The sequence below is a fragment of the Hydrogenophaga sp. IBVHS1 genome (assembly GCF_002127265.1).
Lineage (GTDB): Bacteria > Pseudomonadota > Gammaproteobacteria > Burkholderiales > Burkholderiaceae_C > Hydrogenophaga.
Genome location: NZ_NFUU01000001.1, coordinates 2,150,988 through 2,172,032 on the forward strand (window position 1 = coordinate 2,150,988; position 21,045 = coordinate 2,172,032).

The 21,045-nt window shown below is 63.4% G+C and carries 20 protein-coding genes; 6 read left to right on the forward strand and 14 right to left on the reverse strand.

Features of this window, described 5'->3' with window-relative positions:
* Positions 1-39: 39 nt before the first annotated feature.
* From dnaB to CAP37_RS10315, 9 genes are all read right to left on the reverse strand, one after another.
* Positions 40-1,458, reverse strand: a complete 1,419-nt coding sequence (gene dnaB / locus CAP37_RS10275) for a replicative DNA helicase (RefSeq protein ID WP_086124069.1) — start codon at positions 1,456-1,458, stop codon at positions 40-42.
* A 172-nt stretch (positions 1,459-1,630) separates the two neighbouring features.
* Positions 1,631-2,083, reverse strand: a complete 453-nt coding sequence (gene rplI / locus CAP37_RS10280) for a 50S ribosomal protein L9 (protein ID WP_086124070.1) — start codon at positions 2,081-2,083, stop codon at positions 1,631-1,633.
* Positions 2,084-2,096: 13 nt separating this feature from the next.
* The gene (rpsR, locus tag CAP37_RS10285) at positions 2,097-2,378 is read right to left on the reverse strand and encodes a 30S ribosomal protein S18 (RefSeq protein ID WP_066270073.1); all 282 of its coding nucleotides are present in this window, start codon (positions 2,376-2,378) and stop codon (positions 2,097-2,099) included.
* Positions 2,379-2,392: 14 nt separating this feature from the next.
* Entirely contained in the window at positions 2,393-2,680 is a 288-nt protein-coding gene (gene priB, locus CAP37_RS10290; RefSeq protein WP_086124071.1) for a primosomal replication protein N, read from the reverse strand.
* A 25-nt stretch (positions 2,681-2,705) separates the two neighbouring features.
* Positions 2,706-3,101: a 30S ribosomal protein S6 gene (gene rpsF / locus CAP37_RS10295; protein ID WP_086124072.1), complete on the reverse strand. Its 396-nt coding sequence runs from the start codon at positions 3,099-3,101 to the stop codon at positions 2,706-2,708.
* 168 nt (positions 3,102-3,269) lie between these two features.
* On the reverse strand, positions 3,270-5,387 hold the full coding sequence (locus CAP37_RS10300) for a sodium:solute symporter family protein (RefSeq protein ID WP_086124073.1): 2,118 nt from the start codon (positions 5,385-5,387) through the stop codon (positions 3,270-3,272).
* Positions 5,388-5,391: 4 nt separating this feature from the next.
* The gene (locus tag CAP37_RS10305; RefSeq protein WP_086124074.1) at positions 5,392-5,652 is read right to left on the reverse strand and encodes a DUF4212 domain-containing protein; all 261 of its coding nucleotides are present in this window, start codon (positions 5,650-5,652) and stop codon (positions 5,392-5,394) included.
* A 148-nt stretch (positions 5,653-5,800) separates the two neighbouring features.
* Complete coding sequence (locus tag CAP37_RS10310) at positions 5,801-6,376, reverse strand: tetratricopeptide repeat protein (RefSeq protein WP_086124075.1); 576 nt, start codon at positions 6,374-6,376, stop codon at positions 5,801-5,803.
* A complete protein-coding gene (locus CAP37_RS10315) occupies positions 6,373-6,672 on the reverse strand; it encodes a hypothetical protein (protein ID WP_086124076.1) in 300 nt (99 codons plus the stop codon). The genes CAP37_RS10310 and CAP37_RS10315 overlap by 4 nt, the downstream gene beginning before the upstream one ends.
* Before the next feature lie 122 nt (positions 6,673-6,794).
* Here CAP37_RS10315 and CAP37_RS10320 point away from each other — a divergent pair, with 122 nt between their 5' ends.
* Positions 6,795-7,874 (forward strand): DUF294 nucleotidyltransferase-like domain-containing protein, encoded by a 1,080-nt coding sequence (locus tag CAP37_RS10320; RefSeq protein WP_086124077.1) that lies wholly within the window; start codon positions 6,795-6,797, stop codon positions 7,872-7,874.
* Positions 7,875-7,877: 3 nt separating this feature from the next.
* On the opposite strand, the gene CAP37_RS10325 is transcribed toward CAP37_RS10320, so the two are convergent.
* The 5 genes from CAP37_RS10325 to ppsA all read right to left on the reverse strand — a co-directional run bounded on the left by CAP37_RS10325 (position 7,878) and on the right by ppsA (position 15,933).
* Positions 7,878-10,097 (reverse strand): 3'-5' exonuclease, encoded by a 2,220-nt coding sequence (locus CAP37_RS10325; protein WP_086124078.1) that lies wholly within the window; start codon positions 10,095-10,097, stop codon positions 7,878-7,880.
* The gene (locus CAP37_RS10330) at positions 10,094-10,468 is read right to left on the reverse strand and encodes a response regulator transcription factor (RefSeq protein WP_086124079.1); all 375 of its coding nucleotides are present in this window, start codon (positions 10,466-10,468) and stop codon (positions 10,094-10,096) included. Before CAP37_RS10330 ends, CAP37_RS10325 begins: the two co-directional genes overlap by 4 nt.
* The gene (locus CAP37_RS10335; RefSeq protein WP_086124080.1) at positions 10,465-13,221 is read right to left on the reverse strand and encodes a sensor histidine kinase; all 2,757 of its coding nucleotides are present in this window, start codon (positions 13,219-13,221) and stop codon (positions 10,465-10,467) included. Before CAP37_RS10335 ends, CAP37_RS10330 begins: the two co-directional genes overlap by 4 nt.
* A gap of 8 nt (positions 13,222-13,229) precedes the next feature.
* On the reverse strand, positions 13,230-13,442 hold the full coding sequence (locus CAP37_RS10340; protein WP_086124081.1) for a hypothetical protein: 213 nt from the start codon (positions 13,440-13,442) through the stop codon (positions 13,230-13,232).
* 85 nt (positions 13,443-13,527) lie between these two features.
* Complete coding sequence (gene ppsA, locus CAP37_RS10345; protein ID WP_086124082.1) at positions 13,528-15,933, reverse strand: phosphoenolpyruvate synthase; 2,406 nt, start codon at positions 15,931-15,933, stop codon at positions 13,528-13,530.
* 159 nt (positions 15,934-16,092) lie between these two features.
* On the opposite strand from ppsA, the gene CAP37_RS10350 reads away from it, so the two are divergent.
* The 5 genes from CAP37_RS10350 (at position 16,093) to CAP37_RS10370 (ending at position 21,031) form a co-directional block, all read left to right on the forward strand.
* A complete protein-coding gene (locus CAP37_RS10350) occupies positions 16,093-16,914 on the forward strand; it encodes a pyruvate, water dikinase regulatory protein (RefSeq protein ID WP_086124083.1) in 822 nt (273 codons plus the stop codon).
* 101 nt (positions 16,915-17,015) lie between these two features.
* Complete coding sequence (locus tag CAP37_RS10355; RefSeq protein ID WP_086124084.1) at positions 17,016-17,324, forward strand: DUF485 domain-containing protein; 309 nt, start codon at positions 17,016-17,018, stop codon at positions 17,322-17,324.
* A complete protein-coding gene (locus tag CAP37_RS10360) occupies positions 17,321-19,048 on the forward strand; it encodes a cation acetate symporter (RefSeq protein ID WP_086124085.1) in 1,728 nt (575 codons plus the stop codon). Before CAP37_RS10355 ends, CAP37_RS10360 begins: the two co-directional genes overlap by 4 nt.
* 185 nt (positions 19,049-19,233) lie before the next feature.
* Positions 19,234-20,139: a caspase family protein gene (locus tag CAP37_RS10365; RefSeq protein ID WP_086124086.1), complete on the forward strand. Its 906-nt coding sequence runs from the start codon at positions 19,234-19,236 to the stop codon at positions 20,137-20,139.
* Positions 20,140-20,143: 4 nt separating this feature from the next.
* Positions 20,144-21,031, forward strand: a complete 888-nt coding sequence (locus tag CAP37_RS10370) for an N-acetylmuramoyl-L-alanine amidase (RefSeq protein WP_179190182.1) — start codon at positions 20,144-20,146, stop codon at positions 21,029-21,031.
* The last annotated feature ends 14 nt before the right edge of the window (positions 21,032-21,045 follow it).

The window sequence follows — 21,045 nt, forward strand, 5'->3', positions numbered from 1 at the left end:
CCTGCGGCCCGGCAAAGCCGGTTCCGCGGTATCCCTGGCTTAAAAGTCTCCGCCGCCCGCCAGGCTTTCAAACCGTGTGAGCATGTTCAGGAAGGCCAGCTTCACCGTGCCGGTGGGCCCGTTTCGCTGCTTGCCGATGATGATCTCGGCCACACCCGGTTCCTTGCAGGCGTCCTTGGTGTAGTACTCGTCGCGGTAGATGAACATGATGATGTCGGCGTCCTGCTCGATGGCGCCCGATTCGCGCAGGTCGCTCATCATGGGGCGTTTGTCAGTGCGCGTTTCCACGCTGCGGTTGAGCTGCGAAAGCGCAATCACTGGGCACTGCAGCTCCTTGGCCAGCATCTTCAATCCGCGCGAGATCTCGCCCAGTTCTGAAGCGCGGTTGTCGCCATCGCCGCCGCTGCCACTCATGAGCTGCAGATAGTCGACCACGATCAGGCCGAGCTTGCCGCACTGGCGAGAGAGGCGCCGCGCATTCGCGCGCAGCACGCTGGTGGTCAGGCCTGGTGTCTCGTCGATGTGCAGCGAGACATTGCGCAGCTTCTCGATGGCTTCTGTAAGGCGAGGCCACTCGTCGTCGGTGAGCTTGCCGTTGCGCAAGTGCGTCTGGTTGATGCGGCCGATCGAGCCCACGATACGCACCGCCAGTTGCGATGCACCCATTTCCATGGAGAACACCGCCACCGGCAAGCCTTCATTGAGGGCCACGTGCTCGGCAATGTTGATGGCGAAGGCGGTCTTTCCCATCGACGGACGTGCGGCCAGCACTACCAGATCGCCCGCCTGAAGCCCGGAGGTCATGCGGTCGAGATCGACGAAGCCGGTGGGCACACCGGTGATGTCGTTGGGGTTGTCGGCCATTTCCTGCACGCGGTCGAGCAGCTCGACCACGAGTTTGTCCATGCCCTGAAAACCCTCCTTCATGCGGGAGCCTTCTTCCCCGATGTTGAAGATCTTCTGTTCCGCCTCGTCCAGAATCTTGTCGACGGCTTTGCCCTGCGTGTTGAACGCGGCGGTGGCGATTTCGTCGCTGGCTGCCACCAGCTTGCGCAGAATGGCGCGCTCGCGAACGATCTCGGCGTAGCGGCGGATGTTGGCCGCACTGGGCACGTACTGAGCCAGTGAGTTCAGGTAGGCCAGGCCGCCCGCCTCTTCCGCCTTGCCGAGGTTCTGCAGGTGCTCGAACACGGTCACCACGTCGGCCGGTTTGCTGGCGTTGACCAGCGTGGCGATGGCCGAGTAGGTCAGGCGGTGCTCATAACGGTAGAAATCGGTGTCGGTGACCAGGTCGGCCACTCGGTCCCAGGCGCCGTTGTCGAGCAGCAGACCGCCCAGCACACTGGACTCTGCCTCGATCGAATGGGGAGGCACGCGCAACTGGGCAATCTGGCGATCGCCGGACTCGCCATGAGCTGAGTCAAAGTCGGGAAAGGGGTTCGAAAAAACAGCGGACATGGGATCTCAGGGCAAAGGACGATGGTACGCCCGGGGGCATCGATCGGGGGTGGACAACCCTGTGGAAATCCGGTGTGAATCGGGTGGAGAACCTGGGACAAGTCCGTCCATCAGGCAGAAAAAAAGCCGCTGCCCTGAGGCAGCGGCTTCTGGCAGGCGAACCCGCGCAGTGTCAGGCGGTTTCGCCGAGCACCGAGACGTTGACCTCGATGTTCACGTCGGTGTGCAGGTTCACGTTGACCGCGTAGTCACCCACGTTCTTCAACGGACCATTGGGCATGCGCACTTGCGACTTGGCAACCTTGAAGCCTTGCTTGTTCAGCTCTTCAGCCACGTCGTGGTTGGTCACGGAACCGAACAAACGGCCGTCCACGCCCGCCTTTTGCGTCAGCTTGAGCGAAATGGCGGCCAGCTTCTCACCGAGAGCCTGGGCTTCAGCGTGCTTGGCAGCGGCGACTTTTTCAAGTTCCGCACGGCGACCTTCGAATTCGGCAATGGCGTTCTGGGTAGCACGGCGAGCGCGGCCCGTAGGGATCAGGAAGTTGCGGGCGTAGCCATCTTTGACCTTGACCACATCGCCCAGGGCGCCGAGATTGACAACTTTGTCGAGCAGGATGATTTGCATGTCAGGCTCTCTTTCAGACGCGATGCTGGTCGCTGTAGGGCAGCATGCCCAGGAAGCGGGCCCGCTTGATGGCGGTGTTGACCTGGCGCTGGTAGAAAGCACGGGTGCCGGTCAGGCGCGCGGGGATGATCTTGCCGTTTTCGGCGATGAAGTCGCGAAGGACATCGATGTCCTTGTAGTCAACTTCTTCGACGTTTGCCACGGTGAAGCGGCAGAAGCGCTTGCGCTTGAAAAGCAGCGACTGGGTGTTGCGCTTGGGGCGCTTGTCTTTGTTGAAACGTTTTGGTGCAGCCATGATGGGCCTTCCTTCTAAATCTTGCTGAAATCCTGGATGTGGAACACCACGCCTTTGCCGTTGCGCCCGTTCGCCATGAAACCGTGAAACTCACAAACCGAATCGAGACCCTGTCGGGAAAGGATTTCAGCCTGGGCACCAAAGGCTACCGCCTTCAGTTGCACTTTCACCTGTCTCGGGGTTTCCATCTCGACCACCTCGGATTCGTGTTCAAGCACGAGATTGACGGCGGGGATGCCTGCCGGGGTGTAGCGCAGGCTCTGAACCTGCACCACCGCGGCCGACAACTGGAGAATGTTCACCCGATGACGACTTCGCGCCGCGGACTTATGCGGCGGCCTGTTCCTGCGGTTGGTGCTGCTGCGAGGACGAAGGCTGCTGAAGCTTGCGGGCTTCTTCACGCTCGACCGAACGCATCATGGCCGAAGGACCGGTGTCGGCCTTCTTGCGCAGCACCGTCAGGTGACGCAGCACGGCGTCGTTGAACTTGAAAGCATGTTCAAGTTCAGCCATCACGGCCTGATCGGCCTCGATGTTGACGCACAGGTAGTGGGCCTTGGACAGCTTGTTGATCTGATAGGCCATCTGACGACGGCCCCAGTCTTCAACGCGGTGGATCTTGCCGCCGCCGGCGGTGATCATGCCCTTGTAGCGTTCCAGCATGGCTGGAACCTGTTCGCTTTGATCCGGATGGATCAGCAATACGATTTCATAGTGACGCATGGACTCTCCTTGTGAATAGAAGCTGCCCCCAGCGTCGGTTGGGGTGCAGCAAGGCAAGCCCATGATTCTAGCAAAAAACCCGGCCAGTCGCAAAACTGGCCGGGTTCCGGGGCCTGACCGGCGCCGTGACGCCGGTCAGGAGGGGTCAACTCAGGTTGACACCGGGTCTCAGGCAGCCCTCAGGCTGGGGTAGCGCACATGCTCCACCAGTTCCTGCACCTTGCGGCTGGGCGCCGGGGTGACCAGGCTCAGCAGGATGATCACGACGAAGCCCAGGGGCACGCCGAAGACACCGGCCGAGATCGGCTGGATGCCGAACCACAGCTCCACCGGCGAGGTGATGCCGAAGAGGCCGCGCATCCAGGGCTGGGTCGTGATCATGTACCAGAAGGTCACGCCAAGACCGGCGACCATGCCGGCCGATGCGGCGATGCCGGTAGCACGCTTCCAGAAGATGCCCAGCACCAGGGCCGGGAAGAACGCCGCCGCTGCGAACGAGAACGCCGCCGAGACCAGGAACAAGATATCCGCCGGTTTCTGCGCCGCCACATACGCTGCGCACAAGGCCACCACCAGCAGGAGCATCTTGGAGATGGTCACGCGGCGAGCCGTGGATGCGTTCGGGTCGATCATCTTGTAGTACAGGTCGTGCGACAGTGCGTTGGCAATCGTCAGCAGCAGGCCGTCGGCGGTGGACAGCGCAGCAGCCAGACCACCCGCAGCCACCAGGCCCGAAACCACGTACGGCAGGCCACCAATTTCTGGCGTGGCCAGCACGATGATGTCGCCACCGATGGTCATCTCGTTGAGCTGCAGCAGGCCGTCCTTGTTGATGTCGGTCACCGACATCAGGCTCGGATCCACCTTGTTCCACGAAGCCACCCACGCCGGCAACTGGTCGAATGGCGTTCCCACCAGCACGTGGAACACTTCGTACTTCACCAGCACCGCCAGGGCAGGCGCGGTGAAGTAGAGCAGGAAGATGAAGAACAGCGACCAGGTGACCGACTGACGGGCTTCCTTCACGCTGGGCACCGTGTAGTAGCGCATCAGGATGTGCGGCAGCGCGGCCGTACCGATCATCAGGCAGAAGATCAGTGCCAGGAAGTTGCGACGCGAGGTGTCGTAGGCTTCCACCGCCTTGGCGTCACCGTTCGGGTCACCCGAATACTGCTGGGCGTGCGGAGGCATGCCGTTGAGCGGTCGGGCCTTGGTGTCGGCTGCGGCCTTGGCGCGGGTCCATGCAGCTTTGGCGGCCGCTTCGTCCTTCGGCAGATCGGCCACAGCCTTCTCGGCAGCGGAGATTTCGGCCGTGGGCGCATTGGCGGCGCGAAGCTGGGCCAGCTTGCCCTCTGCAGCGGCCTTGTCGGCAGCCAGAGCGGCAGCGGGGTTTTTCAGCTTCTCGGCCAAGGCATCGGAGCGGGCCTTGAAGACGCCACGCACATCCAGTTCCTTGGGGTCGTTGGTCAGGAGCTTTTCCTTGGCCGTGACCTTCTCGAGCTGGAAGCCGTAGATCGCCTGTGGCACGGGAACGCTGGTCTGCTTCACCGAGAGCCACACCACCGGGATCATGTAAGCCACGATCAGGATGATGTACTGCGCCACCTGCGTCCAGGTCACTGCGCGCATGCCGCCCAGGAACGAGCACACCAGAATGCCGCCGAGGCCCAGGAAAATCCCGAGTTCGAAGGCCACGCCGGTCAGGCGCGAGGTGATGAGGCCCACACCGTAGATCTGCGCCACCACGTACGTGAACGAGCACAGGATGGCGGCGAAGATGCCGATGAAACGTGGCAGGTTGCCACCGTAGCGCTCACCCAGAAAGTCGGGAATGGTGAACTGGCCGAACTTGCGCAGGTAGGGCGCGAGGAACAGCGCCACCAGGCAGTAACCACCGGTCCAGCCCATGATGAAGGCCAGACCGCTGTAGCCCGTGAGGTACAAGGTGCCGGCCATGCCGATGAACGAAGCGGCGGACATCCAGTCTGCACCCGTTGCCATGCCGTTGTACACCGCAGGGACCCGTCGACCTGCCACGTAATACTCCGCGGCGTCGGTGGTACGGCTCATGATGCCGATGCCGGCATACAGGCCGATGGTGGCCAGCAGGAAGATGAAGCCGATCCACTCGCGTGAAAGGCCCAGTTGCTCCAGGATGGCCAGGACCACCACGAAGACGAAGAAGCCGCCCGTGTACCACTTGTACACCTTGTTGAGCTGGGTCTTGAACGCCCGATTGGCGTCGCCGGAACTCATGCCGGCCTTGGTTTCGAACATGCCTGCCATGGTGTCAGTCCTCGGTTTCTTCAACACCGTGTTCGATGTCGAGTTTGTTCATGTACCAGGCGTAGTACCCAATGATCACGCAGTACACCACCAAGGCGCCCTGAGCTCCCATCCAGAAACTGAACGGCCAACCAAAAAAGTTGAAGCTCAGCTCACGGGCGAAATAGCTCACGACGAACGTCACCACGAACCAGATTGCAAGCAATATGGCTGTGATGTTCAGGTTTTTCCGCCAATACCGGCGGTGGTTATCAGTCAGTTCCATGCGATCGACCTCCATCAACAAGACCCTCTCGGGCACGTCACGAACACGGCCTTGTCCCCCAAGGCAGCCTGCAACCAGTCCGCGTTTTTCGGTGAATGGCTGGCGCCACACACCCCTTTTGTCCGCAGCACAACTGCTGCGCGAAACTTCAGGCTTGGACTTGACCCAGACCCGTTTCGCGCACCAGCTGTGCTGCCACTTTGGGCTCGAACCTGCGGAGGTGGTGAATGATCTTCACCGCCTCTTCAGGCTCTTGCCGGTCGACATGAACCCGGGCCAGCTGATACCAGCCGTAGGGGCTCATGGGTTGCAGTTCTGTGTTCTTGCGCAGCGCGGGCACGGCTTCGTCGAAGCGGCGCTGGCGAATGAGGGCGAGGGCCAGGCCGTACCAGGCGCGGTCCAGCTTGGGTTCGAGCTCTGTGGCGCGGCGAAAGGCGGATTCGGCCTGCTCGAGCTCGCCCATTTCCTCGCTGAGGTAACCCAGGTTGAACCAGCCCGCGGCCTGCTCGGGCGCCACCTCGACCAGGCGGCGCAGTGTTTGCAGCGAAGCCTCCTTGTCGCCCATTTCCGCGAGCACATGGGCGCGCGTCGACAGCGCATGCAGGTTCAACCCGTCGATGGCCAGCTGTGCATCGATGCGTTCCAGGGCCAGATCGCGACGACCCAGCAGAAGCAGGGCGCGAACCAGCCAGCGGACATACCAGCGATGAAGGGATGTAGTCATTGGCACAGCTCCATACCGATCTTCAGACAATGGCTGACCTTGAACAGGGTGATGCCTACCCACAGAAAAGCGACCAGGAGGAACGCCACCAGGGGCAGATGGCGCTCGAGCACCACCTTGCGCGGCGTCACCAGCCGTGCCACCTGAACAAACGGCCGGCCCACTTGCTGAAGGATCTGATAGAAGATGTTGGTGTCGCGCTTCTGGCCGGCGAGCAAGCCCAGAAGCCATTGACCTGCCAGCGCCAGCAGGGCAATTTCGGCGATGAGCTTGATGGCAGAGATGAAGAGCAACATAAGCAAGTGTTAAGGGTTCGCGCCATTCTTGATTCGGAACTTACCGAGTTCTTACAAATCGTCAGGGTCGCTGTTTGAGGCAGGTCAAACCCCATGAGGGAAAACCCGCAACACTCTCCGGGATGTCCATCGACGATCACCAAAGTACTAACCCCTGTACCGAGCACCTGGTGGACGACATCCGGCGCGAGTCCACGGTGCAGGGACTCCAGCGCGTTTGCGCGCGCATCCCCCGGCTGCAGCAAAGTCTGGTGGACGCCCATGTCTCTGCTATGACCACGGGGCATTTGGTGACGGCCATCACCGACGCGGTCACCATCCGCCTGCTGGAACTCGCCCAGGCACAGCTGGGTCCCGCGCCGGTGGAGTTCGTCTGGGTCGCTGCGGGCTCACAGGCCCGCAACGAACAGACCGCGCGCACCGATCAGGACAACTGCCTGGTGCTCGACGACCGCTACGAAGAACCCCGCCATGGCAGCTACTTTCAGGCGCTGGCGCGCTTCGTCTGCGACGGGTTGAACGACTGCGGGTATGTGCACTGCCCCGGCATGATGATGGCGTGCAACGAAGCCTGGCGCCTGCCGCTGCATGCATGGGTCGAACGGTTTGCGCTGTGGGTCAGTGAGCCCGATCCGACCGCCCTCATGCACGTCTGCGTGTTCTTCGACCTGCGGGCGATTCATGGCAACACCACGCTGCTCGACCGGTTGCGTGCCAACGTGCTGGAACGCACGCGGGGCAACACCATCTTTCTGGCCCACATGGTCAGCAACGCGTTGAGCCGTCGGCCACCGCTGGGCCTGTTCAATCGCCTGGCGCCCTTTCGCAGCGGCGAACACAAGGGCACCATCGACCTCAAGCTCAACGGCATCGTACCCATCGTGGACCTGGCACGCGTTCAGGCGCTGGCGCTCGGCCATGCAGCGGTCAACACCCACGAACGCCTGCTCGGCGCTGGGGCTGGTGCTGGCGGATACATGAGCGAACGAAGCGCCCGCAATCTGCGAGAGGCGCTGGAATTCCTGGCGTCGTTGCGCATCCGCCACCAGGCTAGCCAGATCGCGCAAGGCGTGCCACCCGACAATTTCCTGGACCCGATGGAGCTGTCGAAAGCCGAGCTCTCGCAGCTCAAGGAGGCGTTCAGCGTGGTTCAGACCTTGCAGACGCTGCTGGGCCAGCAGTTTGAAACCGGCCGGTTCTAAGCCTCAGTACTTCAGCCGCGCGTAGTAGCTCTTCTGTGCGGCCTCGCGGGCCTGTCCCAGCGTGACGATGCCCCGCTCGGCCAGCAACGGCACCAGCTTGATGAAGATCTCAGCCGTGACCATCGCATCGCCCATGGCGGTGTGCCGGCCTATCACGGGCACATTGAAGCGCTCGGCAATGGCCTCCAGCCGGTGCGATGCCTGGTTGGGATGAATGACGGCGGAGAGCAGCAGCGTGTCGAGCACGGGCTGCCCGAACACCACGCCCGTGGCCTTTTCCTTGAGCTGCAAGAACCGCATGTCGAACGCGGCGTTGTGCCCGACCAGCACGGTGTCCTGCGCAAAGGCGTGAAATGCGGGCAACACCGCTTCGATGGTGGGCTGCCCTTCCACCATGTCGCGGGTGATGCCATGGATCGGGATCGAGGCCGCCGAGATGGCGCGCTCGGGATCGACCAGCTGCTCGAAGCACTCCTGGTGCAGCAACTTGCCGTTGACGATGCGCGCCGCTCCGATCTGGATGATTTCGTCCTGCGACGGATCGAGGCCCGTGGTCTCGGTGTCGAACACGGTGTAGACCAGATCGCTCAGGTGCCGCTCGTCCAGCGAGCGGGTCTGTTCGGTGGTCTTGAAGAGGTCGAAGTCGTAGTACTCGGGCCGGCTCTCGCCACGCACAAACGTATTGGCCGCGACCCGCTCGCGGGGATCGGCCATGGGCAGCAGAAAACGGAAGAAGGCCAGGTGGCGCGCGCGCTCGCGTTCAAACCAGAACGCGCCAGCGTGGCGTTCGACCACGTCGCGCACGGTCAGGCGCGTGCTTTCGCCGCCCACGCGCATGGTGTCCATCTCCCAGCTCATCACCGTCTCGGTGCTCATCACCTGGCCAGACCAGATCAGGTCGAGTTGCGCCCTGCCCGGACTGCCCGGGGCCGCAGACAGGCGCAACTGGACAAAGCGCACGTCGAATTCTTCGGCCAGTCGACCCGAGAGGTAGACCAGCGCCTGCAACAACGAGAAACTCTCCACCTTGAGCCAGAGCGCGGCGTCCACATCCAGCGAGGACGCTGGCAGACCGGTGACGGTCTCGATGCGGCGCATGGCCGCAGCCACCAGATCGGTGCCGAGCATGTCCTCCAGCGGCCAGCGCGTCTTGAGCGCGCGAGCCGCGTCGGCTTCGAGCGATGCGATGCGCTGGGCGAGCGACCGTGTCTCTTCGCGGATGACGCGCTGGAAGCGCTCGCGGGCCGGCGCCTCCAGATCGGGATAGTCCAGCACATCCAGCGCAGCCTGCATGTTGGCCAGCGCCGAGCGGCTGCCCTCGGTCAGCGTGTGCATCACCTGATCGCGCGCCGACTCGGCCTCAAACTCACGCGTGATGTTGTCGAGCATCAGCACAAAGCCGGTGAGTTCGGCACGATCGGCCACCGAATCGTTGGTCTGCGGCAGGTTGGTGGCCTGCACGGAGCGCACGGGCGCCATCTGCACGCGCAGCAACTGACCCGCTGCCGTGGTGGTCACAAACTGGGCGGAGGGCTCGCCTGAACCGCGCAGCATGCGCTGCTGGATGTTCTCCAGCGCGTGCGCCACCAGTTTGCGATCGAACACCGTGTAGATCGAGCGACCCAGGCCGATCAGTTCGGCACCGTCAGCCACCGCGGGGGCCTGAGAGAGGGCTCGAAACTGAACGCGCGCGCGCTGGTTGTAGAGCAGGACGCGGCCGTCGAGGTTGCACACCACCACACTCTGCGTGAGCTCGGACATGAGCGCGGCCAGCCGACTGCGCTCCAGCTCGATGCCCTGACTCGCTTCGGCCACACGCGCGTCCATCTCCTTGCGAAGGCGAGTGCGCTGAGCCATCAGTTGCTCGATGACTTGTGCCAGCGCCCGGTTCTCGGCACTGCCCTCCATCGTCACGGCGCGCTCCACTTCGGTGTTCAGCAGCAACCTGCCCTCTTCCACCAGCCTGGCGCCCGGCTCCACGAAACCGCGCATCAGCACCCGCACGGCCCACGCGCTGACAAGCAACAAGACCACCACCATGAGCGCCAGCACCGGACCGGCAGAATCCAGGGCTCGCCCCAGCAGCGGCGACAGCTGGAGACGCTGCACTGGACTGAGCGCGTACCACGCCATGAACAGGGTGAAGGCCAGCCACAGCGCCACCCCCAGAGCCAAAGCCGCCACGCCAAGGAGCAGGCGACGGTCCAGACCCGTCCGCTTCATGGCGCGGGCTCCAGCATTTCCTTGACCTTCTGCACCAGCTCGCGGGTGGAGAAAGGTTTGGTCATGTAGGCGTTGGCCCCCAGCGCCAGGCCCTTGGCCACGTCGGTGTCGCGCCCCTTGGCGGTCAGCATCACGATGAGTGTGTCGCGCAGTGCCTCATTGCTGCGCACCTCGTGGCACACATCAAAACCGGTCTTCACCGGCATCATCACGTCCAGCAGCACCAGGGCCGGCCGCTCACGGGCAATCGCGTCAATGGCCTCCTGCCCGTCGCGTGCCAGAACCACCTCGTAGCCCTCGCGCTTCATGAGGAACTCGAGCGAAATCAGGATGTTGGGCTCGTCGTCGGCGATCAGGATTTTTGTGCTCATGATGTCTCTCCAGGCGCTTGTACTTCTGCAGGCAACCTTCGTGGCAGCGAAAAGCCGAATACAGCCCCTTCGCCAGGCGTCGAACGCAGCCACATGCGCCCGCCGAAGTGCGACACGATCTGGCGGCTGATGGGCAGGCCAAGGCCGGTACCGCCCGGCCGGTAATGTTCGTCGCCGCTCACCTGCCGGAACTTCTCGAACACCATGGCCTGCTGGTCTGCCGCAATGCCCGGGCCATTGTCACGCACTTCCACCTCCACGCCATCCTCGTCTTCCTTCAGGCTCAGCACCACACGCCCGGTGCCGCGGGGTGCGTACTTGGCCGCGTTGGAGAGCAGGTTCAGCACCACCTGGGTCAGCCGGTCGGCGTCGGCCTGGATCGGTCGCACCCGATCCGGCAATTCCAGCACCAGCGCAATGCCCTGCTCGCGGCAGCTCTCAGCCATCGTGCGCGCGGCCTGCTCCAGCAGTTCGCGCAGGTCCAGCGTGGTGGTGTGCCATTCCGCATGGCCGGACTCGATCTTGGCCATGTCCAGCACCTGGTTGACGAGGCGACTCAGCCGCTCGGTCTCTCCCACGATGATGCCGACGAATTGCTGGCGTTGTGAGGTCTCCATTTCCTGATCGTCGCGCATCAATTCGGCCAGCGCCCTGATCGATGTCAAAGGCGTGCGCAATTCGTGCGTCACCGAAGACATGAAATCGTCCTTGAGCCGGTCCAGACTTTTCAGCTGCTCGTTGGCCTGGCGCAGTTCGGCGGTGGCCCGCTCGAGCGAGCGCGACTTGTCCTCCAGCTCGTGGGAATACGCCCGAAGCTGGGAGGCTTCGTCCAGGATGCGCATCACGTCGTCCAGATCCAGCGCTTCCTCCTCCACCACCGACGCCACCATCACGCGGGCCGACGCACTGCCGATGGCCCCGGCGAGCTGGGTTTCCACGAAATGCACCAGCCGGGCATCGGCAGGAATCTGATCGATGCGGGCCACGCCCACGCGCCGCGCGTAGCTGGTGAACAGGCGCTCCGCAGCGGCGACCCCGAGGAAGCGTCCCGCCAGCGGCAGCAGGGCCGACACCTGCGCCTTGCCCTGCCAGAACACCGGGCGCAACCCCGAGGCGCGGTGGAACACGTCCACAAACAGCAGCGCCTGGCTGGTCTCGCGAGCGCTGGGCGGACGCCACAGCGATACGCCCACATAGCCCACCAGATTGGCCAGCAAGCTCCAGAACAGCGAGTGCGTGATGTTGTCCAGACCTGCAAGCCCGAGGAAGGCTTCCGGCTTGAGCCAGACCACGCCGCCCAGCCCGTGCTGAAGGAAATCGCCGGGCAGCCAGCCGGACTTGGCCAGCGAGGGAAGCATGAGTGTGTAAGCCCAGAAGCCGAAACCAAGCAGCAGGCCGGTGAGCGCGCCGCCGCGAGTGCCGCCTTTCCAGTACATGCCCCCCAGCATGGCCGGCGCGAACTGCGCCACCGCAGCAAAGCTGATGAGGCCGATGCTCACCAGCGCATAGGCTTCGCCCGCGAGGTGAAAATACAGGTAGCCCAGCAGCAGGATGCCCAGGATGGCAAGCCGGCGGATCGTCAGCAACAGCGCCGTCAGGTCGCCGCTGGCGCGCACACCGAAGCGGCGCATGCGCAGCAGCAAGGGCATGACCAGGTCGTTGCAGACCATGGTGGAAACCGCGATGGCCTCCACGATGACCATGCCGGTCGCTGCGGAGAGCCCCCCCACGAAAGCAAAGAGCGCCAACGCGTGGTGACCTTGCGAAAGCGGCAGCGAGAGCACAAAGGTTTCGGGGTCCATCTGCCCCGGGCCGAAGTGCAGCAAGCCGCCCACCGCGATCGGCAGCACGAACAGGTTGATGAGCAACAGGTAGAGCGGAAAGGCCCAGACGGCGCGTCGCAGGTGTTGCTCGTCCACGTTCTCCACCACCATCATCTGGAACTGGCGGGGCAGGAAGATCACCGAGAGCATCGCCAGCAGCGTGTGCCCGAGCCATTGCGCGTAGGCGAAGGGCTGCGCCTGGTCAAAGCGCAGCAAACGGCTCAGTTCGTCCCGGGCCTCAGCCTGGCCAAAGAGCGCCGCCGGGCTGCCGAAGAGGCCAAAGGCCACAAACAGACCGACCGCCAGAAACGCCACCAGCTTGACCACCGATTCGAAGGCAATCGCAGCGACCATGCCTTCGTGCCGTTCGGTGCTGTCCAGGTGCCGCGCGCCGAAGACGATGGTGAAACCCGCGAGCGCGATGGCCACATAGAGCGTGCTGTCGTTCCACCACGCCACGTTCTGGGTGGTGGCCTGCCCCAGCGGCAAGGTGAGCACCGCGTAGCCGCTGGCGATGGCCTTCAGTTGCAGGGCGATGTAAGGCACGATGCCGACCACGGTGATCAACGTCACCAGCCCGGCGAGCAACTGGCTCTTGCCGTAGCGGCTGGCAATGAAATCGGCAATGGAGGTGATGCGCCAGGTCTTGGCGATGCGGATCATCTTCCGCACCACCATCCAGGCCAGCAGCATGGCCAGCATGGGGCCCAGGTAGGTGGGCAGGAACCACACGCCAGAAGTGGCCGCGCGTCCCACGCTGCCGAAGTAGGTCCAGGCGGTGCAGTACACGGCCAGCGATAGCGCATAAACCCAGGGACTGGCAATCACGGAGCGGCCCTGCGTGGCGCGCACATCCGCCCAGTGCGCCACCGCGAACAGCAGCAGCAAATAAGCAAACGAAACGCCGATGACCAGCGGGGCTGAGAGCATGGCGCTGCTCAGTCGGACTTTTCAGCGTCCGGGTCCCGCTCCACCACCCAGGCCAGCGCCACGATCAGCAGGCCCCAGATCAGGAACAGGGCCAGTGGAAAAAGGGGCAGACCCCAGACCCGTGCATCGTGGTCCCACAGCGCGAGCAAGGGAAAGTTGAACAGCGCCCAACCAGCGAAGAACAGAGCCACCAGACGTTGGGCGGCGAGGCCTTGGAACATGCGGGTCTCCTCGTGCGGCGCTGGCGGTGCGTGGCCGCGCGCCTTGCCAGCGATTGTGCACGAGGGTCGCCCGCAACGCCCGTTTTCAGCGCGACGCGAGCAACTGCCAGGTGTCGACCACGGAGTCGGGGTTCAGCGAAATCGAGCTGATGCCTTCGTCACGGAGCCACTGGGCAAAATCGGGGTGGTCGCTGGGACCCTGACCGCAAATGCCCACGTACTTGCCCTCAGCCTTGCAGGCACCAATGGCCATGCTCAGCAGCGCCTTGACGGCCGGATCTCTTTCGTCGAAATCGTGCGCCAGCAGCTCCAGGCCCGAGTCCCGGTCAAGGCCCAGGGTGAGCTGGGTGAGGTCGTTGGAGCCGATGGAGAAACCGTCGAAGAACTTCAGGAAGTCCTTGGCAAGCACCGCGTTGCTCGGGATCTCGCACATCATGATGACCTTGAGATCGTTCACACCCCGCTTCAAACCTTTCTCGGCCAGCAACTGGGTCACGCGCTCGGCTTGAGCGAGCGTGCGCACGAACGGCACCATGACCTGCACGTTGGACAGGCCCATGTCCTCGCGCACCCGCTTGAGCGCTTCGCATTCCATGGCGAAGGCCTCACGGAAGTCTTCGCTGATGTAGCGCGCCGCGCCTCGAAAACCGAGCATGGGGTTTTCTTCTTCCGGCTCGTAGCGGCTGCCGCCCACCAGTTTGCGGTATTCATTGCTCTTGAAGTCCGAGAGGCGAACGATCACCGGCTTGGGCCAGAAGGCGGCCGCGATCGTGGCAACCCCTTCGGCCACCTTGTCCACGTAAAAGGCGCGCGGCGAGGCGTGGCCACGCGCCACCGACTCCACGGCCTTCTTCAGGTCGGCATCGATGGCGGGATAGTCCAGGATCGCCTTGGGGTGCACGCCAATGTTGTTGTTGATGATGAACTCGAGGCGCGCCAGGCCCACGCCGCCATTGGGGATCTGCGCGAAGTCGAAGGCGAGCTGGGGATTGCCCACGTTCATCATGATCTTCACGTCCAGCGGTGGCATTTCGCCGCGCTGCACTTCGGTGATCTCGGTCTCCAGCAGGCCGTCGTAGATGTTGCCGGTATCGCCTTCGGCGCAGCTCACGGTAACCAGTGTTCCGTCCTTGAGCAGCTCGGTGGCGTCGCCACAGCCGACCACGGCGGGGATGCCGAGTTCGCGCGCAATGATGGCCGCGTGACAGGTGCGCCCTCCCCGGTTGGTGACGATGGCGCTGGCGCGCTTCATCACCGGCTCCCAGTTGGGGTCGGTCATGTCCGTGACCAGCACGTCGCCCGGCTGCACCTTGTCCATTTCGCTGATGTTGCTCACCAGGCGAACCGGCCCGGTGCCCACCTTCTGGCCGATCGCGCGGCCCGAGGCCAGCACAGCACCCTTGCCCATGAGCTTGTAGCGGACCTCGGTCTTGCCGGCGCTCTGACTCTTCACGGTTTCCGGGCGTGCCTGCAGGATGTAGAGCTGGCCGTCGGTACCGTCCTTGGCCCATTCGATGTCCATGGGACGACCGTAGTGCTGTTCGATCACCAGCGCGTAGCGCGCCAGCTGCTCCACATCGGCATCGGTCAGGCTGTAGCGGTTGCGCAGTTCCACCGGCACGTCGGTGGTCTTGACCAGCTTGCCTTTGAGCGCTCCGTCACCCGACTTTTCTGCCTCGGTCGTGAAGCCCATCTGGATCAGCTTGGAGCCCAGGTTGCGGCGGATCAACGCACGTTTGCCCGCCTGAAGCATGGGCTTGTGCACATAGAACTCGTCGGGATTCACGGCCCCTTGCACCACGGTTTCGCCCAGTCCGTAGCTGGAGGTGATGAACACCACGTCTTCAAAACCGCTTTCGGTGTCGATGGTGAACATCACACCGGCAGCGCCGAGGTCGGAGCGCACCATGCGCTGCACGCCGGCCGACAGCGCCACGTCGGCGTGGGCAAATCCCTTGTGCACCCGGTAGCTGATGGCCCGGTCGTTGTAGAGGCTGGCGAACACTTCCTTCATCTTGTGCAGCACTTCCTCGATGCCGATCACATTGAGGAAGGTTTCCTGCTGGCCGGCAAAGGAAGCGTCGGGCAAGTCTTCGGCCGTGGCGGAGGAACGCACCGCGAAGGAAGCTTTGGTGTTGTCTGCACTCAGCGTGGCAAATGCTTCGCGAATGGCCTGCTCCAGGTCGGCCGGGAACGGCTGGTTCTCCACCATGGCGCGTATCTCGGCACCGGCGCTGGCCAGTGCTCGCACGTCTTCAGTGTCCAGCGCGTCCAGCCGGGCGTTGATGCGCTCGGTCAGACCATCGTGTTTCAAAAATTCGCGGAAGGCGTGTGCCGTGGTGGCAAAGCCCGTGGGGACTTTCACGCCGGTAGGCAACTGGGAAATCATTTCGCCGAGGCTGGCGTTCTTGCCGCCGACCGAATCGACGTCACTCATTCGAAGTTTTTCGAAAGGCACGACCAGATCGGTCGCTCCAAACAGGTTGGACATGGGGAAGCTCCTAAGGTTGAAAAACCGGGGGTTCCATGCGCGCGCGACGACCTGTGGTTCTGTTGTGGGTCTGGCACCGGGCAGGGACGCAAATGAGTCGGCTCGGAGCTTGATAATGCCCCGACACACACCACCCGGTATTGTAAGGAAGCGCCCTCCATGTCGAATCGCACGGTTTTTTTCATTTCCGACGGCACCGGCATCACCGCCGAAACCTTCGGCAACGCCCTGCTCGCCCAGTTCGAGATCACGGTGCGCCGCGTGCGACTGCCTTTCCTGGACAGCGTGGACAAGGCCCACCAGGCGGTGCGCCAGATCAACCACACCGCCGAGCTGGAGGGCAAGCGCCCGCTGGTTTTCACCACCGTGGTCGACTGGGACGTGCTCGCGGTGTTCAAGAACCACTGCCGGGGGATGATGCTGGACATGTTCGGCACGTTCGTCGAACCGATGGAGCAGGAGCTGGGCATCAAGTCGAACCACCGGGTCGGCCGCTTCTCGGATGCTTCCAAAAGTCAGGCCTACCACGACCGCATCGAGGCCATCAATTTCTCGCTGGCGCACGACGACGGGCAGAGTCACAAAGACCTGGAGGGTTCGGACGTGATCCTGGTCGGCGTGAGCCGCAGTGGCAAAACACCCACCTCGCTGTATCTGGCCATGCAGTACGGCCTGAAGGCGTCGAACTACCCGCTGATCCCGGAAGATTTCGAGCGCCGCAAGCTGCCGCCCGCGCTGGTTCCGCACCGAAAGAAGATGTTCGGGCTGACCATTGCGCCCGAGCGGTTGAGCGAGATCCGCAACGAGCGCCGCCCGAACTCGAACTACGCCAAGCTGGAGAATTGCCGCATGGAGGTGGGCGAGGCCGAAGCGATGATGCGGCGCGAAGGCATTCGCTGGCTCTCCACGACCACCAAGTCGATCGAGGAAATCGCCACCACCATCCTCCAGGAAATCCGGCCTGAGCGCCTTGAATACTGAAGAGACGATAAGTCTGGGGTCAGTTCCGCGTCAGTCCGGGGTCAGTGCTCAGTAAGAGCACCCCCCTACGCTGCATGTCACCCGAAACCAAGGAGACATGCATGGAAGACGATCTGGTGCAACGGATTGCGAGCAATCCCAAATACAAAGAGCTGAAGGCGAAACGAACGCGATTCGGCTGGTGGCTGACGCTGGCAATGATGGTCGTGTACTACGGCTTCATCCTGCTGGTGGCCTTTGACAAAGCCTTTCTTGCGCAGCGAATGGGCGCAGGCGTGATGACCCTGGGTATACCGATCGGCTTTGGCGTGATCGTCTTCACCATCCTTATCACAGCCTTTTATGTGAACCGGGCGAACAACGAGTTCGACGAGCTCTCGCAAGCCATCTCCAAGGCGGTGCTGAAATGAAGCCCGTCAACGAAACCACCCGTCGATTGCTCACCCTGCTGGTGCTGTTCGGCGTTTCCGCCGCCGCATGGGCTGCCGGTGCCGACCTCGGCCAGGCCCAGCAGCAACCCACCAACTGGACGGCCATCGGCATGTTCGGCCTGTTCGTGCTGGGCACGCTCTACATCACCAAATGGGCGGCCGCCAAGACCAAGAGCGCTGCCGATTTCTACACCGCAGGCGGCGGCATCACCGGCTTTCAGAACGGCCTGGCCATTGCTGGCGACTACATGTCGGCGGCCTCTTTTCTGGGCATTTCAGCGGCTGTGATGGCCAGCGGCTTCGACGGCCTGATCTACTCCATCGGATTCCTCGTTGGCTGGCCCGTCATCACGTTCCTCATGGCCGAGCGGCTGCGCAACCTCGGCAAGTTCACCTTCGCCGACGTGGCCGCGTTCCGCTTCAACCAGAAGCCCATTCGCATCTTCGCGGCCTCGGGCACGCTGGTGGTGGTGGCCTTCTACCTGATCGCGCAAATGGTCGGGGCAGGTCAGCTCATCAAGCTGCTGTTCGGGCTTGAGTACTGGATCGCGGTGGTGATCGTCGGCGCGCTGATGATGGTGTACGTGCTGTTCGGTGGCATGACGGCCACCACCTGGGTGCAGATCATCAAAGCCTGCCTGCTGCTGGGCGGTGCTTCTTTCATGGCGATCTCGGTGCTGTGGCACTTCGGCTTCAGCCCGGAGGCCATGTTTGCTGGCGCGGTGAAGATCAAGGAAGACCTGGCCCTGAAGGATGGCAAGACTGCGGAGGCGGCGGCCACACTGGGACAGTCGATCATGGGGCCAGGCAACTTCGTGAAAGACCCGATCTCCGCCATCAGCTTCGGCATGGCGCTCATGTTCGGCACCGCCGGCCTGCCGCACATCCTCATGCGCTTCTTCACTGTGCCCAGCGCCAAGGAAGCGCGCAAGTCGGTGATGTGGGCCACGGGCTGGATCGGCTATTTCTACCTGCTCACCTTCATCATCGGTTTTGGCGCCATCACGTTCGTGCTGACCAATCCCCAGTTTCTCGACGCCAAGGGCGGCCTGCTGGGTGGCAACAACATGGCGGCGGTTCATCTGGCCAATGCCGTGGGCGGCAACGTGTTCCTCGGCTTCATCTCGGCTGTGGCGTTCGCCACCATCCTGGCGGTGGTGGCCGGACTCACGCTTTCGGGCGCTTCTGCCGTGTCTCACGACCTCTATGCCACCGTCATCAAGCAAGGAAAGGCCGACAGCGCTTCTGAACTGCGTGTGTCAAAAATGACCACCATCGCGCTGGGCATCGTTGCGGTGGTGCTGGGCATTGCCTTCGAGAAGCAGAACATTGCCTTCATGGTTTCGCTGGCCTTTGCCATCGCCGCCTCGGCCAACTTTCCCGTGCTGTTCATGAGCGTGCTGTGGAAAGACTGCACCACGCGTGGCGCGGTGATCGGTGGCTTCCTGGGCCTGGTGTCTTCTGTGGCTCTCACCATCGTTTCGCCATCGGTGTGGGAAGTGACCCTGGGCAACCCCAAGGGTTCGGCCCTGTTCCCCTACGCTTCTCCGGCGCTGTTCTCCATGACGATCGGCTTCGTGGGCATCTGGCTGTTCTCGGTGCTGGACCGCAGCCGCCGTGCCGGCATCGACCGCGCCGGCTTCCTGGCGCAGCAGGTGCGTTCGGAAACCGGCATTGGAGCCGCAGGGGCTTCCGGCCACTGAAAGGCACCGCTCGCAAAAGCACCCAGGCAAAAACCTGGGTGCTTTTTTTTGTCTCGATGCAGCACCACGTTGAGGGCCCTTCTTCGACATTTGCTTACACATTGCGATTTGCACCCGCTCCTTGAAGCGCCCAGAATTTGCGAGGTTCTGCGTCCGCTGTGACCTGTTCCAGACAGGGGGAAATCATGGTCCATCAGGCAGCCGCCCACGCGAAGAAGAGGCCCCAGGCCCACTCGGTGCACATCGGCATCAACGAGGTGAGCGCAGCCCACTACGCGGGCTGGACGGGCCCGCTCGCGGCCTGCGAGTTCGATGCCCACGACATGGCCGCCATCGCCAAAGCCCAGGGCATGAAAAGCAGCCTGCTGATCACACGCAAAGCCACGCGCGCAGCGGTGCTGGCTGCGATCCGCAAATCCGCCAAGGCGCTTGCCGACGGCGATCTTTTCTTTCTGACGTTTTCGGGCCATGGCGGCCAGGTGCCCGATGTGAGCGGCGAAGAAGCCGACAAGCTCGACGAGACCTGGTGCCTCTACAACGCCCAGCTGATCGACGACGAGTTGTATTTCGAATTCAGCCGCTTCAAGGCAGGCGTGCGCATTCTCGTGCTGTCCGACAGCTGCCACAGTGGCACCGTGGTGCGCGCCGGCCGGCCGCCACCGGGCACACCCGAGCAGCGCCCGCGCATCATGCCGCCCGCTGTGGGCATGCGGGTGTACGGCGAACACAAGAGCTTCTACGACCAGTTGCAGCGCGACGTGGCCAAGGCCGCCGGTGGGAAGGTGAGCGACCCCGACACCGCGCTGGCCAGCGTGGCTGTCAGCCAGCGGCTCACCGGGATCGTGAAGGCATTCCACCCCTCACTGATCCTCATCTCGGGTTGCCAGGACAACCAGTTCTCGATGGATGGCAACCACAACGGTGCTTTCACCGAGCAGGTGCTGAAGGTGTGGAACCACGGCGGCTACAAGGGCAGCTACGCCAGTTTTCATGCCCGCGTTCGCGCGGGCCTGCCGCCCACGCAGTCGCCCAACCTGTTCACGCTCGGCCCGGCCTCCGCGTTTCTCAAGCAGCCGCCCTTCTCGGTCTGACTTCATGCTCGCCATCAAGAATCACCGCCTCACAGGCACCAATGTGAGCTTTCGCCAGACACCCAACGTCGGGGGTGCGCTGCGCGCGCGCTTCGTGCTGCTGCACTACACCGCCGGGCGCACGCTCGATGGGGCCGTCACTTCGCTCTGCGCGCGCAAGCCGCAAGGCAGTTCTTCGGCCCACATCGTGCTCGGGCGCGATGGCCGCATCGTGCAGCTGGCGCCCTTCGATGTGGTGACGTGGCACGCGGGCGTGAGTCAGTGGAACGGTCTCAATGGCCTGAACGCTCACGCGATCGGCATCGAGCTGGACAACGCCGGCCTGCTGCACCGGGAGGGCGAGCGATGCGTGTCGTGGTTCGGGCAGGCCTACCCAGAAAAAGAAGTGGTGATGGCCGAACACCGGCATGGCGGCGGCGTGCGGCCCTGGCACCACTACACCAGTGTGCAGATCGAGCGCACGCTGGAACTCTGCGAGCTGCTGGTCTCGCACTACGGGCTCGAAGATGTGCTGGGCCATGAAGACGTGGCACGGGGCCGCAAGATCGATCCCGGGCCGGCCTTTCCGCTGTCGGCGGTGCGCGGGCGGGCGCTGGGGCGCGGCGCCGATGTGCTGCCGCGGCTGGTGGTCACGGCGCCCAGTCTGAACATTCGGGGTGGTCCGGGCGCGGAGTTCGAGCGTCTCGCCCCGGCTCTCAAGCGCGGCACCGAGCTGATCCTGCTGGAACCGCAAGACCGCTGGAGCCGCGTGGCAGTGGTCGGCCTCAACGATCTGGAGGGCTGGGTCTGCAACGACTTCATTGCCCGACAAGCCGTGCCGCGCTCGGGCCCGGTGGTGCTGCCGCGATCCCAGCGATCGGTTCCCCTCAGCCGGGCGCGTGCACGCGCCTGATTTCAGAAATGTCG

What these genes read in the sequence shown, in the direction of transcription:
- CAP37_RS10320 (WP_086124077.1), top strand. Translation starts at nt 6,795, where the DNA reads ATGTCCATCGACGATCACCAAAGTACTAACCCCTGTACCGAGCACCTG.
- CAP37_RS10330 (WP_086124079.1), bottom strand. Translation starts at nt 10,468, where the DNA reads ATGAGCACAAAAATCCTGATCGCCGACGACGAGCCCAACATCCTGATT.
- rpsR (WP_066270073.1), bottom strand. Translation starts at nt 2,378, where the DNA reads ATGGCTGCACCAAAACGTTTCAACAAAGACAAGCGCCCCAAGCGCAAC.
- dnaB (WP_086124069.1), bottom strand. Translation starts at nt 1,458, where the DNA reads ATGTCCGCTGTTTTTTCGAACCCCTTTCCCGACTTTGACTCAGCTCAT.
- CAP37_RS10325 (WP_086124078.1), bottom strand. Translation starts at nt 10,097, where the DNA reads ATGAAGCGGACGGGTCTGGACCGTCGCCTGCTCCTTGGCGTGGCGGCT.
- CAP37_RS10360 (WP_086124085.1), top strand. Translation starts at nt 17,321, where the DNA reads ATGAAGCCCGTCAACGAAACCACCCGTCGATTGCTCACCCTGCTGGTG.
- CAP37_RS10300 (WP_086124073.1), bottom strand. Translation starts at nt 5,387, where the DNA reads ATGGCAGGCATGTTCGAAACCAAGGCCGGCATGAGTTCCGGCGACGCC.
- CAP37_RS10370 (WP_179190182.1), top strand. Translation starts at nt 20,144, where the DNA reads ATGCTCGCCATCAAGAATCACCGCCTCACAGGCACCAATGTGAGCTTT.
- CAP37_RS10340 (WP_086124081.1), bottom strand. Translation starts at nt 13,442, where the DNA reads ATGTTCCAAGGCCTCGCCGCCCAACGTCTGGTGGCTCTGTTCTTCGCT.
- CAP37_RS10335 (WP_086124080.1), bottom strand. Translation starts at nt 13,221, where the DNA reads ATGCTCTCAGCCCCGCTGGTCATCGGCGTTTCGTTTGCTTATTTGCTG.
- CAP37_RS10350 (WP_086124083.1), top strand. Translation starts at nt 16,093, where the DNA reads ATGTCGAATCGCACGGTTTTTTTCATTTCCGACGGCACCGGCATCACC.
- CAP37_RS10365 (WP_086124086.1), top strand. Translation starts at nt 19,234, where the DNA reads ATGGTCCATCAGGCAGCCGCCCACGCGAAGAAGAGGCCCCAGGCCCAC.
- ppsA (WP_086124082.1), bottom strand. Translation starts at nt 15,933, where the DNA reads ATGTCCAACCTGTTTGGAGCGACCGATCTGGTCGTGCCTTTCGAAAAA.
- rplI (WP_086124070.1), bottom strand. Translation starts at nt 2,083, where the DNA reads ATGCAAATCATCCTGCTCGACAAAGTTGTCAATCTCGGCGCCCTGGGC.
- CAP37_RS10315 (WP_086124076.1), bottom strand. Translation starts at nt 6,672, where the DNA reads ATGTTGCTCTTCATCTCTGCCATCAAGCTCATCGCCGAAATTGCCCTG.
- CAP37_RS10305 (WP_086124074.1), bottom strand. Translation starts at nt 5,652, where the DNA reads ATGGAACTGACTGATAACCACCGCCGGTATTGGCGGAAAAACCTGAAC.
- CAP37_RS10310 (WP_086124075.1), bottom strand. Translation starts at nt 6,376, where the DNA reads ATGACTACATCCCTTCATCGCTGGTATGTCCGCTGGCTGGTTCGCGCC.
- CAP37_RS10355 (WP_086124084.1), top strand. Translation starts at nt 17,016, where the DNA reads ATGGAAGACGATCTGGTGCAACGGATTGCGAGCAATCCCAAATACAAA.
- rpsF (WP_086124072.1), bottom strand. Translation starts at nt 3,101, where the DNA reads ATGCGTCACTATGAAATCGTATTGCTGATCCATCCGGATCAAAGCGAA.